The organism is Pantoea sp. SGAir0418 (genome assembly GCF_043529865.1).
Genome location: NZ_CP027911.1, coordinates 517,274 through 533,815, shown reverse-complemented (window position 1 = coordinate 533,815; position 16,542 = coordinate 517,274). Strand labels below are relative to the sequence as shown.

At 58.5% G+C, this 16,542-nt stretch carries 13 protein-coding genes; 6 read left to right on the top strand and 7 right to left on the bottom strand.

The features are described from left to right. Positions 1 to 22 precede the first annotated feature (22 nt). The 3 genes from hldE to C1N84_RS02490 form a co-directional block, all read right to left on the bottom strand. On the bottom strand, positions 23 to 1,447 hold the full coding sequence (gene hldE / locus C1N84_RS02500; protein WP_021509620.1) for a bifunctional D-glycero-beta-D-manno-heptose-7-phosphate kinase/D-glycero-beta-D-manno-heptose 1-phosphate adenylyltransferase HldE: 1,425 nt from the start codon (positions 1,445 to 1,447) through the stop codon (positions 23 to 25). A 67-nt stretch (positions 1,448 to 1,514) separates the two neighbouring features. Further along, the gene (glnE, locus tag C1N84_RS02495; protein WP_058780507.1) at positions 1,515 to 4,373 is read right to left on the bottom strand and encodes a bifunctional [glutamate--ammonia ligase]-adenylyl-L-tyrosine phosphorylase/[glutamate--ammonia-ligase] adenylyltransferase; all 2,859 of its coding nucleotides are present in this window, start codon (positions 4,371 to 4,373) and stop codon (positions 1,515 to 1,517) included. Between the two features lie 33 nt (positions 4,374 to 4,406). Continuing rightward, complete coding sequence (locus C1N84_RS02490) at positions 4,407 to 5,717, bottom strand: CYTH domain-containing protein (RefSeq protein WP_264441952.1); 1,311 nt, start codon at positions 5,715 to 5,717, stop codon at positions 4,407 to 4,409. A 205-nt stretch (positions 5,718 to 5,922) separates the two neighbouring features. Here C1N84_RS02490 and C1N84_RS02485 point away from each other — a divergent pair, with 205 nt between their 5' ends. After that, positions 5,923 to 6,546, top strand: coding sequence for a TIGR04211 family SH3 domain-containing protein (locus C1N84_RS02485; protein ID WP_010618709.1), 624 nt, complete (start codon positions 5,923 to 5,925; stop codon positions 6,544 to 6,546). A gap of 141 nt (positions 6,547 to 6,687) precedes the next feature. Next, a complete protein-coding gene (locus C1N84_RS02480) occupies positions 6,688 to 7,920 on the top strand; it encodes a multifunctional CCA addition/repair protein (protein ID WP_394541710.1) in 1,233 nt (410 codons plus the stop codon). 18 nt (positions 7,921 to 7,938) lie between these two features. Here the strand turns inward: C1N84_RS02480 and bacA are convergent, their stop codons facing one another. Both bacA and folB read right to left on the bottom strand, forming a co-directional pair. Further along, positions 7,939 to 8,757, bottom strand: a complete 819-nt coding sequence (gene bacA, locus C1N84_RS02475) for an undecaprenyl-diphosphate phosphatase (protein WP_031280132.1) — start codon at positions 8,755 to 8,757, stop codon at positions 7,939 to 7,941. A 191-nt stretch (positions 8,758 to 8,948) separates the two neighbouring features. Then, the gene (folB, locus tag C1N84_RS02470; RefSeq protein ID WP_394541709.1) at positions 8,949 to 9,308 is read right to left on the bottom strand and encodes a bifunctional dihydroneopterin aldolase/7,8-dihydroneopterin epimerase; all 360 of its coding nucleotides are present in this window, start codon (positions 9,306 to 9,308) and stop codon (positions 8,949 to 8,951) included. A gap of 107 nt (positions 9,309 to 9,415) precedes the next feature. Here folB and plsY point away from each other — a divergent pair, with 107 nt between their 5' ends. Continuing rightward, positions 9,416 to 10,015, top strand: a complete 600-nt coding sequence (gene plsY, locus C1N84_RS02465; protein ID WP_021509626.1) for a glycerol-3-phosphate 1-O-acyltransferase PlsY — start codon at positions 9,416 to 9,418, stop codon at positions 10,013 to 10,015. 30 nt (positions 10,016 to 10,045) lie between these two features. Here plsY and tsaD read toward each other — a convergent pair whose 3' ends face one another. After that, positions 10,046 to 11,059: a tRNA (adenosine(37)-N6)-threonylcarbamoyltransferase complex transferase subunit TsaD gene (tsaD, locus tag C1N84_RS02460; protein WP_241798748.1), complete on the bottom strand. Its 1,014-nt coding sequence runs from the start codon at positions 11,057 to 11,059 to the stop codon at positions 10,046 to 10,048. 281 nt (positions 11,060 to 11,340) lie between these two features. Here tsaD and rpsU point away from each other — a divergent pair, with 281 nt between their 5' ends. From rpsU to rpoD, 3 genes are all read left to right on the top strand, one after another. Beyond that, a complete protein-coding gene (rpsU, locus tag C1N84_RS02455) occupies positions 11,341 to 11,556 on the top strand; it encodes a 30S ribosomal protein S21 (RefSeq protein WP_001144069.1) in 216 nt (71 codons plus the stop codon). A gap of 118 nt (positions 11,557 to 11,674) precedes the next feature. Continuing rightward, complete coding sequence (gene dnaG, locus C1N84_RS02450; protein ID WP_021509629.1) at positions 11,675 to 13,420, top strand: DNA primase; 1,746 nt, start codon at positions 11,675 to 11,677, stop codon at positions 13,418 to 13,420. Between the two features lie 379 nt (positions 13,421 to 13,799). Beyond that, a complete protein-coding gene (gene rpoD, locus C1N84_RS02445; RefSeq protein WP_058759769.1) occupies positions 13,800 to 15,644 on the top strand; it encodes an RNA polymerase sigma factor RpoD in 1,845 nt (614 codons plus the stop codon). 48 nt (positions 15,645 to 15,692) lie between these two features. Here the strand turns inward: rpoD and C1N84_RS02440 are convergent, their stop codons facing one another. Beyond that, positions 15,693 to 16,454: a substrate-binding domain-containing protein gene (locus C1N84_RS02440; protein WP_058759768.1), complete on the bottom strand. Its 762-nt coding sequence runs from the start codon at positions 16,452 to 16,454 to the stop codon at positions 15,693 to 15,695. Positions 16,455 to 16,542 lie beyond the last annotated feature (88 nt).

The window sequence follows — 16,542 nt, the reverse complement described above, 5'->3', positions numbered from 1 at the left end:
TTCGCTCCCGCCGGCTACGTGTTTACTGATTGCGAATGGTTTTGATGATGTTGGTGGTGGAGATACCATCTTCAAAGTTGAGCACGCGCACGTCACCGCCGTTGGCCCACACCTCTTTACTGCCCGCGATATCTTCCGGCTTATAATCTCCGCCTTTCACCAGCAGATCCGGCAGCACTTCGGCAATCAGCCGCTGTGGCGTATCCTCTTCAAACAGCACCACCCAGTCTACGGCTTCCAGCGCACCCAGTACGATCATGCGGTTTTCCTGCGGGTTCACCGGGCGGGTTTCGCCCTTAAGACGTTTGGTGGAAGCATCGCTGTTGACCGCCACGATCAGGCGATCGCCCAGTTTGCGCGCGTTGGCCAGATAAGAGACATGGCCGGCGTGCAGAATGTCGAACACGCCGTTGGTCATCACCACTTTCTCACCGCGCTGGCGCGCCTGCGCCACCGCCACTTTCAGCTCGGCTTCGGTCATCACGCCAAAACCGCTGTCCGGCCGCGCGTGAATCGCATTCTCCAGCTCCACGGTACTGACGGTTGAAGTCCCGAGCTTGCCGACCACCACGCCAGCCGCAGCGTTGGCGAGGAAGCAGGCATCTTCCAGACTTTCACCGGCAGCCAGCACTGCGGCCAGCACGCCGATCACCGTATCGCCGGCACCGGTGACGTCATACACTTCCTGCGCCTGAGTGGGCAGATGCAGCGGCGCTTTGCCCGGCTGCAGCAGCGTCATCCCGTTTTCCGAACGCGTCACCAGCAGCGCGGAGAGATCGTAATCGGCAATCAGCTGCATACCGCGGCTGACAATCTCCTCTTCGCTTTTGCACTTGCCCACCACCGCTTCGAACTCGGACAGATTGGGCGTCAGCAGCGTCGCGCCGCGATAGCGTTCAAAATCGGTACCTTTCGGGTCGATCAGTACCGGCACCTGCGCCGCACGCGCCAGCTGAATCATGGTCTGCACGCTGCTCAGCGCGCCTTTAGCATAATCAGACAGCACCAGCGCGCCCGCCTGTGCCAGCGACTGACGCAGTCGATCGTGAATCGGCTGCGGATCGACCTGCTCAAAGCCCTCTTCAAAGTCGAGGCGAATCAGCTGCTGGTTACGCGACAGCACGCGCAGTTTGGTGATGGTCGGATGGCTATCGAGGGCGACGAAATCGCACTCAACCTTCACCTGCGCCAGCGTTTCGCGCAGCACGCGCGCAGCGTCATCTGCACCGGTCAGACCGATAAGGCGCGAGTCCGCACCGAGTGCAGCGATATTCATCGCCACGTTGGCCGCGCCGCCCGGACGCTCTTCAATGGTATCCACTTTAACCACCGGCACCGGGGCTTCCGGTGAGATCCGGCTGGTCGGGCCGTACCAGTAGCGGTCTAACATCACATCGCCGACAACCAGCACAGCGGCCTTGCCAAACGCGGGCAGTGTTACTTTCATGCAGAGACTCCAGACTTCAACGTTCAGTCAAAATAATGCGCGGATAATAGCATAGAAGCCGCCAGGCTCACTGCTCCGTGTCATCCGCATCGCTCGCGGCCAGCCAGCGCTGCCAGCTGGCGTGCACCACGGCGCGTTCGTCAGCGAACGATGCCGGATCGACATGACCCGGCAGTTCCTGCAGCGCCAGATGGTGCAGCGCATCGCGCAGCGTGACGTAAGCGTGCGTCAGCGCCTGCGCTTCCTCATCAGCCATGATGCCGTGGCGCGCCATCAGTTCGAAAATGCGCACGTTATCCGACCAGCGCGTCAGCGCCGGCTGGCTGGCGGCGTAACCTAAGACCAGATACTGCGCGATGAATTCAATATCAGTGATACCGCCCTCATCGGTTTTAATCTCCCAGCGGCCTTTGTGCTTGTTACTGAGGTGCGCACGCATTTTCTCACGCATCTCACGCACTTCGGTTTGCAGCTTCGCGCCTTCACGCGGCAGGCAGAGAATACCGCGCCGGATCGCATCGAAGCGCTCACACAGCGCCGGTTCGCCAAACACGATGCGCGCGCGCACCAGCGCCTGATGTTCCCACGTCCAGGCTTCATGGCGCTGATAGTCGTCAAAGGCGGCAAAGGTGCTGACCAGCATGCCGGCCGCGCCAGAAGGGCGCAGGCGCGCGTCCACCTCATACAAAATGCCGGACGAGGTGCGGGTGCTGAACAGATGCATGACGCGCTGAGCGAGACGCAGGTAAAACTGGCGCCCGTCGATAACGCGTTCACCGTCGGTTTCGGCATCGTCCGGACAGTCATGCAGAAACACCAGATCGAGATCCGAACTGTAACCCAGTTCCCAGCCGCCCAGTTTGCCGTAGCCGACCACGGCAAAGCCGCGCTCGCTGTCGCTGGTGAGGTGCGAAGGGCGGCCATAGCGCTGCACCATCATCTGCCACGCCTGCTGCACCACCGATTCAATGATCGCTTCCGCCAGCCAGGTTAAGTGATCGCTCACTTTCATCACCGGCAGGGTTCCGGCGATGTCGGCGGCGGCGATACGCAGATGCTGTGCCTGCTTGAACTGGCGCAGCGCTTCCAGCTGCTGCTCTTCATCATCGGTGGGAATGCGCAGCAGATACTGGCGCAGTTCGTCACGATAAGCGTCGGTGGCGGTGGGCTGATACAGCGTGGCCGGATCGAGCAGTTCATCCAGCAGCAGCGGATAGCGCGCCAGCTGGCTGGCAATCATCGGCGAAGCGCCACACAGGCGAATCAGGTGGCGCAGCGCGCCGTGATACTCGGTCAGCAACTCGAGATAGGTGCTGCGCGTTAATACGCCAAGCAGCAGCGGCGTCAGGCGTGCCAGCACCACATCGGCGTCGTCACGTGCGCACACTTCGCTTAGCAGGCGCGGCATTAATTGATCGAGCGCCAGCCGGCCGCGCGGACCGATGGTGCGGCGACTGACATCCTGACGGAAATCATTCAGCGCCCGATACAGCGCATGGCGCTGTTCCGCCTGCAGCTGCGGTACCACCGGCAGCAAATCGCTCTCTTCCAGCGCGTCCTGCCACAGGCTGGCGAACTCCGCCAGCTGCGGCTGATCGTCGACATCCGGCGCATCATCGCCTATCAGCTCGTCGAAAATGTGGCGCACGCCGGCCATGTGCTGCTCCAGCTGTGCCAGCAGCGTCGCCCAGTCCGCCATGCCCATCGCCCAGGCCAGGCGCTGGCGGTCGAGGGGATTTTCCGGCAGCGTCTGCGTCTGCTCATCGTTGATGCTCTGCAGCAGATTCTCCAGCCGGCGTAAAAACAGGTAGGCGGCGCGCAGATGATCAACCTGCTCCGGTGTTAACAGCGCCAGCTCACCGATGGCCTGCAGCGTCGGCAGCAGCGAGCGCAGCTGAAGTGAGCGCTCACGTCCACCTCGAATCAGCTGAAACACCTGGACGATGAATTCGGTTTCGCGAATGCCGCCAGCGCCGAGTTTGATGTTGTCCTTCAGGCCGCGCCGCCGTACTTCGCGGGCAATCATGCCTTTCATGTTACGCAGCGACTGGATCACGCTGAAATCGATGTAGCGGCGATAGACGAACGGGCGCAGCATCTGCTGCAGCTCCTGGCTCCAGTGGCCGCCGTCGTCGCCCATCAGGCGCGCTTTCACCATCGCGTAGCGCTCCCAGTCACGGCCCTGCTCCTGGTAGTAATCCTCCAGCGCGGCAAAGCTCAGCACCAGTGGACCGCTGTCGCCGAACGGGCGCAGGCGCATATCCACGCGATAAACAAAGCCATCGACGGTAGGTTGATCCAGCACCTTGATCAGGCGCTGCCCCATGCGGGTGAAGAACTGGGCGTTGTCGAGCTCGCGCCGGCCGCCGTGGGTGACGCCGTTTTCCGGCCAGGCAAAGATCAGGTCAATATCGGAAGAGAAGTTGAGTTCACCGCCGCCCAGCTTGCCCATACCCAGAATCAGCATCGGCTGCGCTTCACCGGCGGCGTTGCACGGCGTGCCGAAATCGCGGCAGCAATCCTGCCACACCCAGTCGCGCGCGGCGGTAATCAGCACTTCCGCCAGCGTGCTGAGCTGCGTCAGGCTCTGCCCGGTGCTGGCCTGCTCCAGCGCCTGCATCCACGCGATGCGCACCAGCATATGACGGCGGAACAGGCGCAGTTCGCGCATCAGGGAGGCTTCGTTATCCACCGGCTGCAGCGCCGCTGCCAGCCAGGCCGCATAGTGCTGCCACTCTTCGGGCTGCGGCGGTTGCTGCTGCAGCTGTTGCCACCACGCCGGATGCTGCTGCAGGTTGTCTACGATAAAGTCACTAAAGGTCAGTGCGCCAGCCTGCTGCGGCGTGATGGCCGTCAGCGGCAGGCCCAGACGTTCTGCCACGCTGGCGAGCTGCGCCTGCATCAGCGTCGGTAACGGTAACGACATCTTCCCTCCCTGATGATTGATGGTGCCGTAGCCTTAGCGTTTCGCACCGTTATTCAGCCAGAACGGCGGTTGACGGATCGCCAGATTGACCAGCTGAATCAGACCGCGCTCCTGTTTTTCACGAATGGCGTGCTGCAACTCCTGCCAGCCCGCCAGCCACTGGCTGACTTCTTCAGCCGGATACGCACCCGCCAGCAGGTGCACCGCCAGCAACTGGCGGTTCAGGCGCGTGGCTTTGTCCTGAAATTCATTAAACAGCTGCACGTCGACGAAGGTTTCACGCAGATCCGCGCCGATGCGCCCCAGCATGATGTCGCTGAAGCGTTTAAACGAGCCCTGTAGCTTGCTTTTGTTCTTCTCGTCCAGCCACGGCTGCCACTGCGACTCTACCAGCCAGTGAGTAAGTGCTAACTGGGCTTCTACTGAGGTCGGTGAGAAGCAGACGGTTTCTGCGCTGGCCTCGCTGTCCGCCAGCAGCTCTTCCAGCCGGGTCAGCTTCTGACGCAGTTCGCTGTTGGCCTTGCGCGGCACCAGTGTGCCAAACAGGGAAAACGCCTGACGCAGCGTTTCCAGCGCTTCAATTACCCGTGCCCGGGCGTCTTCGTTACCGCGCAGCCAGACCTCTTCGTGGTACTGCCAGTGGCCGAGCGCCGCGCTCATGGCATGAACCATGCCCTGCTCCACCGTGGCTTTGGCGGCAATTTTCTGCAGCGGCAGCGCGCGCAATGGTCGCGGCGCGTTGCCCTGCGCCAGCTGATAACCGCGTGCCGCTTTGCTCAGGCTGCCAAGGCGCAGGCCGCCCGTAGCGATCAGCGCGCTGGCGAAGGTCAGCATATTGCTGCGCGCTCCACGCTTAAGCTCCAGCTCCACTTCATACAGCGGCTCGCTCAGCTCCCCTGCGGCAACGCTGCCGCAATCGAAAGCCACTTCAATTTCGCTGTCGCCAACGCTCACCAGCCAGGTTTCACGCTGGAAATGGGTGCTGAACAGCGGCTGCAAACGCGGCTGAAGCGCGGCAATATCGGTCCCCTGCGGCCAGATCTCTGCCGGCAGGCGGGCAATGTCCAGCTGCGGTTCGCTGAGGTCGACATTGTATTCCGGACGCTGATGCAGGCCGCCCAGCGTTTTGCCGGCGGTTTTCAGCGTCATTTCATAGCGCTGATCCACGCCGCGAATCCGCAGGCCCATATCCCAGCGGCGCAGCTGGTTGTCATCGGTTTCGTAATAGATGTTGGTCAGCTCACGCGCGGCGTGGTGCTGATGTGGCCAGGCGGCAAGCGTCTGCACCAGTTTTTCGGCGGCTTGCGGGGTGGCAATGAACTTTAATTCGATTTCGATGGTCATAATTTTTTATTCAATACGCTGCTGGCACTTACGAGTTTAATCTGGCGAAGAGTAATGCACCGCAAGCCTGCTGTCTCTGCTTTCTTGTGCTTTTACGACCCTTTTCGCACCGCATTGAGACCAGGATAGTTCTCATTCAGATTTATGCGAAGCGACTCCAGACTGTGCCGGTAAATTTACGCCCATCATGAAAAAACGATATCGAATGAAAAAAATCACACTTGCCGCTCTCTCTTTGCTGGCTTTCAGCGCCATCGCACCGGCCCACGCGGCCGATGAAAAACGTTATATCTCCGACGAATTATCCACCTGGGTACGCAGCGGCCCTGGCGATCAGTATCGCCTGGTTGGCAAGCTGAATGCCGGGGAAGAAGTCACACTGCTGCAAACCAATAATGACTCGCAGTACGCGCAAATCCGCGATGCAGAAGGCAAAACTAACTGGATTCCGCTGTCGCAGCTCAGTGCCTCTCCCAGCCTGCGCACCCGCGTGCCGCAGCTGGAGCAGCAGGTCAAAGAGCTGACCGACAAACTGGCGAACATTGATAACAGCTGGAATCAGCGTACGTCAGAGATGCAGAACAAGGTGGCCAACAGCGACGGCACCATCAACGGCCTGAAAGAAGAGAATCAGAAGCTGCGCAACGAGCTGATTGTCGCGCAGAAGAAGGTCAGCGCCGCTAACGTTCAGCTGGATGACAAACAGCGCACCATCATCATGCAGTGGTTTATGTATGGCGGCGGCGTGCTCGGCGTCGGTCTGCTGCTCGGTCTGCTGCTGCCGCACATGGTGCCGCGCCGCAAGAAAAACGATCGCTGGATGAATTAAAGCCGCCACGCCATTTGTGGTTTGCCTGGAGGGGATCGTAAGATGCCCCTTTTGGCATGCCCGCTTTTTCGCCAAAGTATGCAACAATAACGTAACAAGCGTGCGCGGCACGCAAAAGTGGATTGCCTCTGGAGTGGTTGAGTGAAGACGTTTCTGGTCGGTGGCGCAGTGCGTGATGCCTTACTGCGTTTGCCGGTAAAAGATAGAGATTGGTTGGTGGTGGGCGCAACGCCCGACAGCATGCTGGCGCAGGGCTATCAGCAGGTGGGCCGGGATTTTCCGGTTTTTTTACATCCTGAAAGCCGCGAAGAGTATGCGCTGGCGCGCACCGAACGCAAAAGCGGCAACGGTTATACCGGCTTCGTGACCCAGTTCGCGCCGGACGTGACGCTGGAGCAGGATTTACAGCGTCGCGATCTGACCATCAATGCCATCGCGCAGGCCGCTGACGGCACGCTGATCGACCCTTATCATGGCCAGCAGGATTTGCAGCAGCGCACCCTGCGTCACGTGTCGGCAGCCTTTAATGAAGATCCGCTGCGCGTGCTGCGCGTGGCGCGTTTTGCTGCCCGTTTCGCCCATCTCAATTTCCGCGTGGCACCTGAAACCCAGGCGCTGATGCGCGAGATGGCGCACAGCGGTGAACTGGCGCACCTCACCGCAGAGCGGGTATGGAAAGAGACGGAAAAAGCGCTGCTGACGCGCAATCCTCAGGTCTATTTCCAGCTGCTGCGCGACTGCGATGCATTACAGGTGCTGTTCCCGGAAATCGACAACCTGTACGGCATTCCGGCCCCCGTTAAGTGGCATCCGGAGATCGACACCGGCGTCCACGCGCTGATGACGCTGACCATGGCCGCAGCGCTCTCCGACCAGCTTGACGTGCGCTTTGCCACGCTGTTCCACGATGTGGGTAAAGCGCTGACGCCGCCAGAGAAATGGCCGAGCCATCATGGCCACGGCCCGGCCGGTGTTCCGATTGTTGAAGCGCTGTGCCAGCGGCTGCGCGTGCCGAACCAGGTGCGCGATCTGGCCCTGGTGGTGACGGAGTTTCACGATGTGGTGCACACCATTGAACGCCAGCCGGCTGACGCGCTGGTGGCGCTGTTTGACCGCATCGACGCCTGGCGCAAGCCCGATCGCGTGGAAAAGATGGCATTGACCAGCGAAGCCGATGCACGCGGGCGTACGACGCTGGAGAGCATGGCTTATCCGCAGGGCGATTATCTGCGGCGCGCGTTTGCGCTGGCGCAGGCGGTGCCCACCAAAGCGGTGGTCGAGGCCGGTTTCACAGGCGCGGCGGTGCGGGAAGAGCTGACGCGTCGGCGCGTGCTGGCGTTGCAGGAAGGGTTAATCGACGCGCGGCCAGCGTAACCGGCCGCGCCTCGCGCATTACATAAAGATGGCGTAAACCGCTGCCGCGACGATAAAGCGGTAGATGGCAAACGACACAAACGAGATACGTTTGATCAGCTCAAGGAACACTTTGATCGCCAGCAGCGCGACAATAAAGGCGGTCACGAAGCCCACGGCAAACATCGGGAAATCCTGCATCGTCAGGAAGCCCATGCTCTTGTAGAGATCGAGTCCGGTAGCACCGATCATCATTGGTACCGCGAGGATGAAGGAAAACTCGGACGCCGCATAGCGGCTGACGCCCATCAGCATACCGCCGGAGATGGTGGCGCCGGAACGCGAGAAGCCCGGCCACAGCGCCAGACACTGGAAGCAGCCAATCATAAACGCCTGGCGATAGGTGATGTCATCGATACCGACCGCTTTCGGCTGCTTTGGCTTGAGATATTCCGCCGCCAGCAGCAGCACGCCGCCCACCACCAGCGCGTACATCACGTTGATCGGGTTAAACAGGGTTTTAATCTGGTCATGCAGTACCAGGCCAATCACTACCGCCGGCACCATACCCAGCAGGATGTGAATCAGCGTCAGTTTTCCGCTGCCGACACCTTCGTGGCGCTCCTGGCCGAAGTGAATGCCGATCAAGCCAAACAGCCGGCGCCAGAACATCACGACTACGGCGAGGATTGAGCCCAGCTGGATCACCACTTCAAAGGTTTCCGCCTTCTCACCCTCGAACCCCAGCAAATGGCCAACAATAATCATGTGGCCTGTGGATGAGACCGGCAGGAACTCCGTAAGGCCTTCCACAACCCCCAGGATTGCAGCTACCCATAGCTGATGAATGTCTGCCATCAAATTTTACCCTCTATCCGTTTTAAACAGTAAAAAGGCGGTCGCGCACCGCTACCGCCTGAAATTATGCCTGCACCTTGCTGAAGGAAACCTTAAGGATTTCGGTCACTTCCCCTTCATCAGCGCAGCGGCCTCCACTGAGACACACCATAATTTGGTTTGGTTTCATTGTGATGGCAATCACGCAGGATTTATTTAGGAATAGTCCCGCGCTCAATTCTCACGCCCACGCTCGCCGCCTGGGCGACAGCCCCCGGTTTACCTACCTTCACGCGCACGCCGGGCGTTTTGAAACGATTCATCAACAGATCGGCGATTTCTTCCGCCACCCGTTCGACCAGCGCAAAACGCTGTCCCTGTAAATGATTGAGGATCGCTTCGGTGACATCGGCGTAGCTCAGACAGTGGTTCACATCGTCGCTCACCGCCGCCTGACGGTTGTCCCACGCCATTTCGACATCGAGCACCAGCTTCTGCTGCATGCCCTGTTCCCAGTCGTAAACGCCAATGGTGGTGAACACGGTGAGTTGTTCTATAAATACGATATCCATGATGTCACTCTCTGTTTTTGGCTTAGCCGGATACCACTTCCGGCGGATTATGCGTATTATCCACGCTTATCGAGAACAAAACGACCCAAAAGGAACGGTACGAAGCTATGAGTGCTATCGCGCTTGGTATGATTATTTTCGCGTATCTTTGCGGCTCGATTTCCAGTGCGATCCTGGTTTGTAAACTCGCTGGTTTACCCGATCCCCGCAGCGCAGGCTCTGGCAATCCAGGCGCCACCAACGTGTTACGTATTGGCGGTAAAGCCGCCGCTGCCGCGGTACTGATTTTCGACGTGGCGAAGGGAATGGTGCCGGTGTGGATCGCCTGGTGGCTGCACGTCACGCCGATGTATCTTGGTCTCACGGCCATCGCCGCCTGCCTCGGCCATATCTATCCGGTGTTTTTCCGCTTTCGCGGCGGCAAAGGTGTGGCCACCGCGTTTGGGGCCATCGCGCCGATTGGCTGGGACCTGACCGGCCTGATGACCGGCACCTGGCTGCTGACGGTGCTGCTCAGCGGTTACTCATCGCTGGGCGCGATCGTCAGCGCGTTGATTGCCCCGTTTTACGTCTGGTGGTTTAAGCCGCAGTTCACCTTTCCGGTGTCGATGCTGTCATGCCTGATTTTACTGCGCCATCACGACAATATTCAGCGCCTGTGGCGCGGTCAGGAAAACCGCGTGTGGAAGCGTAAAAAGAAGAAATAAAAAAACCGGCGCGCGGCCGGTTTTTTATCATCAGATGGCCGGTAATTCCGCCAGCGGCCAGCGTGGCCGCACGCTGACGCCCAGCTCACCGCGCGTGCCGCCTTTCAGCCGCACCATGCCGGCATAGGCAATCATCGCGCCGTTATCGGTGCAGAACTCCGGACGGGCATAAAACACCTCGCCGCCGCGCGCGCTCATCATGGTTGCCATGCGTTCACGCAGCGTGCGGTTGGCGCTCACGCCGCCGGCAATCACCAGGCGTTTAAAGCCGGTCTGCTCCAGCGCACGCTTGCATTTGATCATCAGCGTGTCTACTACCGCATCTTCAAAGGCGCGGGCGATATCGGCGCGCGCCTGTTCGTCACCGTCATGTTCGCGAATGGTATTCGCTGCGAAGGTTTTCAGGCCGGAGAAGCTGAAGTCCAGTCCCGGACGATCGGTCATCGGACGCGGGAACTTAAAGCGATCCGGTGTGCCCTGCTGCGCCATGCGCGACAGCATCGGGCCGCCCGGATAATCCAGCCCCAGCAGCTTGGCGGTTTTATCGAACGCTTCCCCGGCGGCATCGTCAATCGATTCGCCCAGCAGCGTATATTCACCAATACCGGTGACGCTGATCAGCTGCGTGTGGCCGCCGGAGACCAGCAGTGCCACGAACGGGAATTCCGGTGGGTTGTCTTCCAGCATCGGCGCCAGCAGATGGCCTTCCATGTGATGCACCGGCACCGCCGGCACGTTCCAGGCGAACGCCAGCGCGCGACCAATGGTGGCGCCAACCAGCAGCGCACCGACCAGGCCGGGACCGGCGGTGTACGCCACGGCGTCAATCTCTCCGGCCTGCAAGCCCGCCTGTTTCAGCGCGGCCTGAATCAACGGCACGGTTTTCCGCACGTGATCGCGCGAGGCCAGTTCCGGCACCACGCCGCCGTAATCGGCATGTAATTTTACCTGGCTATATAATTGATTCGCCAGCAGACCGGACGCATCGTCATAAATCGCGATGCCGGTTTCATCGCAGGACGTTTCAATACCCAGAACTCGCATAGCTTTATCACCCTCTTCTTGCGGCGCGCAGTGTAGCACAGGCCGGCTGACGCCTGCCCCCTTCCGCACGCGAAAAAGTGTTTTTCTGTCGCGCAAAGAGTGCGCTATACTCCACGGCCTGAAAAAACCGGCAGCCGCACAGGCAAACGCTCCTGTTGGTTCTAAATTGTCCATGGTGCTTTACAAGCCAGCCGCGCCTGGAGTAAAATGCTGCACCATTTTGAAAAGTGCTGGCGCCGCAGTCAGCAGCAAAAACCGAATTTTATCGAGGTGAGAGTTACATGCCGGTAATTAAAGTACGTGAAAACGAGCCATTCGACGTAGCACTGCGTCGCTTCAAGCGTTCCTGCGAGAAAGCAGGCGTTCTGGCTGAAGTTCGTCGTCGTGAGTTCTATGAAAAACCAACGACTGAACGTAAGCGCGCTAAAGCGTCTGCTGTTAAGCGTCACGCCAAGAAACTGGCTCGCGAAAACGCACGCCGCACTCGTCTGTACTAATTTCTTTCGGAAGTTCGCTTCCGCCGCGTGTTAAACGCAGACAGAGTCAAGTAAGAGGCCGTGCTTTCCGAAAGGAAGCGCGGCTTGTTGCCGTTTATGAGCTGAAAAACCGGGGCTTATGGCTGGACGAATTCCACGCGTATTTATCAATGATTTACTTGCCCGCACGGACATCGTGGATCTTATCGATGCCCGCGTTAAGCTGAAAAAGCAGGGTAAGAACTATCACGCGTGCTGTCCTTTCCATAACGAAAAAACCCCCTCTTTCACCGTAAGCGGCGAAAAGCAGTTCTACTACTGCTTTGGCTGTGGTGCCAAAGGCAACGCCATCGACTTCCTGATGAATCACGATCGTCTGGATTTTGTCGAGAGCGTAGAGGAACTTGCCACGCAGCACGGCTTAGAAGTGCCGTACGAAGCGGGCAACGGTCCGAGCCCGATGGAGCGCCACCAGCGCCAGAGCCTGTATCAGCTGCTGGAAGGTTTAGACAGCTTTTATCAGCAGAGCCTGCGCAATCCGCAGGCGAAATCAGCACAACAGTATCTCGCCACACGCGGGCTGAGCCAGCAAGTGATCGATCACTTTGCTATTGGCTATGCGCCAGCCGGCTGGGACAACGTCCTGAAGCGTTTCGGTCAGCAGAAAGAAGATCGTGAATCGCTGATGGAAGCGGGCATGCTGGTCAGCAATGACAGCGGCCGCACCTACGATCGTTTCCGCGATCGCGTGATGTTTCCGATTCGCGACAAGCGCGGACGCGTGATTGGTTTTGGTGGCCGCGTGCTGGGCAACGATACGCCCAAGTACCTGAACTCACCGGAAACACCGATTTTCCATAAAGGCCGCCAGCTGTACGGCCTGTATGAAGCGCAAAAAAATCATCCGCAACCGGCGCGTCTGCTGGTGGTGGAAGGCTATATGGACGTGGTTGCGCTGGCGCAGTTCGGCATTGATTATGCTGTCGCCTCGCTGGGCACCTCGACCACGGCGGAACATATCCAGCTTTTGTTCCGCTCGACCGATAACGTGATCTGCTGCTACGACGGCGACCGCGCCGGTCGTGAAGCTGCATGGCGTGCGCTGGAAACCGCATTGCCTTACATGAATGACGGTCGTCAGCTACGCTTTATGTTTTTGCCCGACGGCGAAGACCCGGATACCCTGGTGCGTAAAGAGGGCAAAGCAGCGTTCGAAGCGCGGATGGAGCAGGCCATGCCGCTCTCCACGTTTCTGTTCGACAGCCTGATGCCGCAGGTGGATCTGAGTACGCGCGATGGCCGTACCAAGCTGGCGACGCTGGCGCTGCCGCTGATCAGCCAGATTCCGGGCGAAACGCTGCGGATTTATATGCGTCAGACGCTGGGTAATAAACTCGGCATTCTGGACGATAACCAGTTAGACAAGCTGATGCCGAAGCAGGCGGAAAGCGGTACCGCGCCGGTGGCGCCGCCGATGAAACGCACCACTATGCGCGTGCTGATTGCTTTGTTAGTGCAGAATCCGCAATTTGCCGCCATCGTGCCTGCGCTGGACGGGCTGGAGCAGTCTAAATTAGCGGGATTGCCGCTGTTTGTGGAGTTAGTCCGCCGTTGTACTGAGAATCCTGGCCTGACCACCGGACAGCTACTAGAGTTATATCGCGGGACAGAATTTAGCCAGCCCCTTGAAACACTGGCCACCTGGAACCACATGATCGTAGATGACGAAGCGGAAGAAGTGTTCCAGGACTCGCTGGCAAGCATCTATGATGCTGCGCTGGAGCAGCGCCTCGAAGCACTGATTGCGCGCGATCGGACTGAGGGCCTGAGCGCCGCCGAACGCCGTGAATTCTGGGCATTAAGCCAGGCATTAGCCAAAAAATAAGATTTTACCGGGTCAGAATGATGAAGGCTGATAACGCCACCCTTCTTGCCTGATGTTTCTGGTTTATGGACGCTGTAAGCGAAGCCGGAAGCAATGCATACATACCATAGGCGTTAACGTCGCTGTCAGTTTCAAGGCTGCCAGCACGCAGCAACCGGAGCGTACTGGCGTACGTAAGGGATTGCGAGCACTGCCAGCATTGAAAATGGCAAGTGAGTTAGCGCCGGACAGAATATTAAGCGGCTTAAGTGCCGATTTACGATGGGCCAAAGCCCTGGCCGCGTTGAAGGCAGCGGCAAAAACACAACGCCTTCACTGTTATAGTTGGCTCGCTGCCGACCGACACCAATCTAATTAACAGAAGTGTGGATACCGTCTTATGGAGCAAAACCCGCAGTCACAGCTTAAGCTGCTTGTCACCCGTGGTAAGGAGCAGGGCTATCTGACCTATGCTGAGGTCAATGACCATCTGCCGGAAGATATCGTCGACTCCGATCAGATCGAAGACATCATCCAAATGATCAACGATATGGGTATTCAGGTGGTGGAAGAAGCCCCGGATGCCGATGATCTGATGCTGAATGAAAACAGCACCGATACTGACGAAGATGCCGCGGAAGCTGCCGCTCAGGTATTATCCAGCGTTGAATCTGAAATTGGCCGTACCACCGACCCGGTGCGCATGTACATGCGTGAAATGGGTACCGTTGAGCTGCTGACGCGCGAAGGCGAAATCGACATCGCCAAGCGTATCGAAGACGGTATCAACCAGGTGCAATGCTCTGTCGCCGAATACCCGGAAGCAATCACCTACCTGCTCGATCAGTACGATCGCGTTGAAGCGGGCGAGTCACGCCTGTCTGACCTGATCACCGGTTTCGTCGATCCGAACGCCGAGGAAGATCTGGCACCGACCGCGACCCACGTCGGTTCTGAGCTGTCAGAAGAAGACCGCGACGACGACGAAGAGGAAGACGAAGAGAGCGACGACGACAGCTCCGACGACGATAACTCTATCGATCCGGAACTGGCGCGCGAGAAGTTTAACGACCTGCGTACGCAATACGAAACTACGCGCAACGTGATCAAAGCCAAAGGCCGCAGCCATGCGGACGCCGTGGCCGAGATCAACAATCTCTCTGAAGTGTTCAAACAGTTCCGCCTGGTACCGAAGCAGTTCGATTACCTGGTGAACAACATGCGTGAAATGATGGAGCGCGTGCGCACGCAAGAGCGCCTGATCATGAAGCTGTGTGTTGAACTGTGCAAAATGCCGAAGAAAAACTTCATCACCCTGTTTACCGGTAATGAAACCAGTGAGAGCTGGTTCAAAGCGGCACTGGCCATGAACAAGCCGTGGTCAGAAAAACTGCAGGAAGTGGAAGAAGACGTCATGCGTTCGCTGCAGAAACTGCTGCAGATTGAAGAAGAGACCGGCCTGACCATTGAGCAGGTGAAAGACATCAACCGTCGTATGTCGATCGGCGAAGCCAAAGCGCGTCGTGCGAAGAAAGAGATGGTTGAGGCTAACCTGCGTCTGGTGATCTCCATCGCCAAGAAGTACACCAACCGTGGCCTGCAGTTCCTCGACCTGATTCAGGAAGGCAACATCGGTCTGATGAAAGCGGTGGATAAGTTTGAATATCGCCGTGGCTATAAGTTCTCAACTTACGCCACCTGGTGGATCCGTCAGGCTATCACCCGTTCCATCGCCGACCAGGCGCGTACCATCCGTATTCCGGTGCATATGATTGAGACCATTAACAAACTCAACCGTATTTCGCGCCAGATGCTGCAGGAGATGGGCCGCGAGCCAACGCCGGAAGAGCTGGCCGAGCGCATGCTGATGCCGGAAGATAAAATCCGTAAGGTGCTGAAAATCGCTAAAGAGCCGATCTCCATGGAAACGCCGATTGGTGATGATGAAGATTCGCATCTGGGCGACTTTATCGAAGACACCACGCTGGAGCTGCCGCTGGATTCCGCGACCTCGGAAAGCCTGCGTTCTGCCACCCACGATGTGCTGGCTGGCCTGACCGCGCGTGAAGCCAAAGTCCTGCGTATGCGTTTCGGTATCGATATGAACACCGACCACACGCTGGAAGAGGTGGGCAAACAGTTTGACGTTACGCGTGAGCGTATCCGTCAGATTGAAGCCAAAGCGCTGCGTAAACTGCGCCATCCGAGCCGCTCGGAAGTGCTGCGTAGCTTCCTCGACGATTAATCGTCGTGGTCAGTAAAAACCCCGGCTTGCCGGGGTTTTTTATTGCCTTCAGTATGGCGTCAGCCCTTTCTCCTGCATCACGCTGCGCGCTTTGTCGCTCTGCAGGTATTTCACGAACTTCGCCGCGGCCTGCTGCTGCTGGCTGCTGCGCGTGATCACCGCACCGTACAGCGTATCCTGCTGTGCTGCTGGCGGAATCAGTCCCACGATAGTAATGCCTTTTACCGCCTTCAGCTCGCTGTTCTGCTGGAAGCCCAGCTCTGCTTTGCCCTGCGCGACCGCCTCACCCACCGGCGTGGCCGGAATCACGGTGATCTTCGCAGCCGTTTTCGGGCCCAGCTGCAGCTTATCCAGCATCTTGCTCTGAATATATTTGCCGCTGGCGCTGTCAGACACGGCGATACTTGAGGCAGAGGTCAGCACCTGTTTGAACTTCGCGACGGTACTGATATCCGGCGGCGTGGTGCCCTGCTTCACCGCCATGGCAATATACGAGTGCGCCAGCACCTGATGGCTGGCGCTGTCCACCCATTTGGCCTGCTCCAGCGGCTTGATGGCGTAATCCACCATTACCAGCACATCGGCGCTTTCATGGCGTTTAAGGCGATTAGGAATCGCCTGCGGCGTATCACCCATCGACGGCGCCGCTTCCAGCTCAATGCTGTCACCGCTCTGCTGCTGATAATCCTGCTTCAGGCTTTCAATCACCGGGTACATACCGCCGGAACTGAATACCTTCAGCGTTGCGGCCTGGACGCCCGGTTGCGCCGCCAGTAGCAGTGCCGCCAGAACCATGGTGCGTTGCTTCATCTCCCTGCTCCTTTTTTTGCGTGGAGCATCCGGTGTAGCCAGAAACAAAACGATGAACAACGTTATTACCTGATGAAACAGAGCCAGC

Bases quoted from the DNA above. Each gene is read 5' to 3' on its own strand.
- hldE (WP_021509620.1), bottom strand. From the start codon at position 1,447: ATGAAAGTAACACTGCCCGCGTTTGGCAAGGCCGCTGTGCTGGTTGTC.
- glnE (WP_058780507.1), bottom strand. From the start codon at position 4,373: ATGTCGTTACCGTTACCGACGCTGATGCAGGCGCAGCTCGCCAGCGTG.
- C1N84_RS02490 (WP_264441952.1), bottom strand. From the start codon at position 5,717: ATGACCATCGAAATCGAATTAAAGTTCATTGCCACCCCGCAAGCCGCC.
- C1N84_RS02485 (WP_010618709.1), top strand. From the start codon at position 5,923: ATGAAAAAAATCACACTTGCCGCTCTCTCTTTGCTGGCTTTCAGCGCC.
- bacA (WP_031280132.1), bottom strand. From the start codon at position 8,757: ATGGCAGACATTCATCAGCTATGGGTAGCTGCAATCCTGGGGGTTGTG.
- folB (WP_394541709.1), bottom strand. From the start codon at position 9,308: ATGGATATCGTATTTATAGAACAACTCACCGTGTTCACCACCATTGGC.
- plsY (WP_021509626.1), top strand. From the start codon at position 9,416: ATGAGTGCTATCGCGCTTGGTATGATTATTTTCGCGTATCTTTGCGGC.
- tsaD (WP_241798748.1), bottom strand. From the start codon at position 11,059: ATGCGAGTTCTGGGTATTGAAACGTCCTGCGATGAAACCGGCATCGCG.
- rpsU (WP_001144069.1), top strand. From the start codon at position 11,341: ATGCCGGTAATTAAAGTACGTGAAAACGAGCCATTCGACGTAGCACTG.
- dnaG (WP_021509629.1), top strand. From the start codon at position 11,675: ATGGCTGGACGAATTCCACGCGTATTTATCAATGATTTACTTGCCCGC.
- rpoD (WP_058759769.1), top strand. From the start codon at position 13,800: ATGGAGCAAAACCCGCAGTCACAGCTTAAGCTGCTTGTCACCCGTGGT.
- C1N84_RS02440 (WP_058759768.1), bottom strand. From the start codon at position 16,454: ATGAAGCAACGCACCATGGTTCTGGCGGCACTGCTACTGGCGGCGCAA.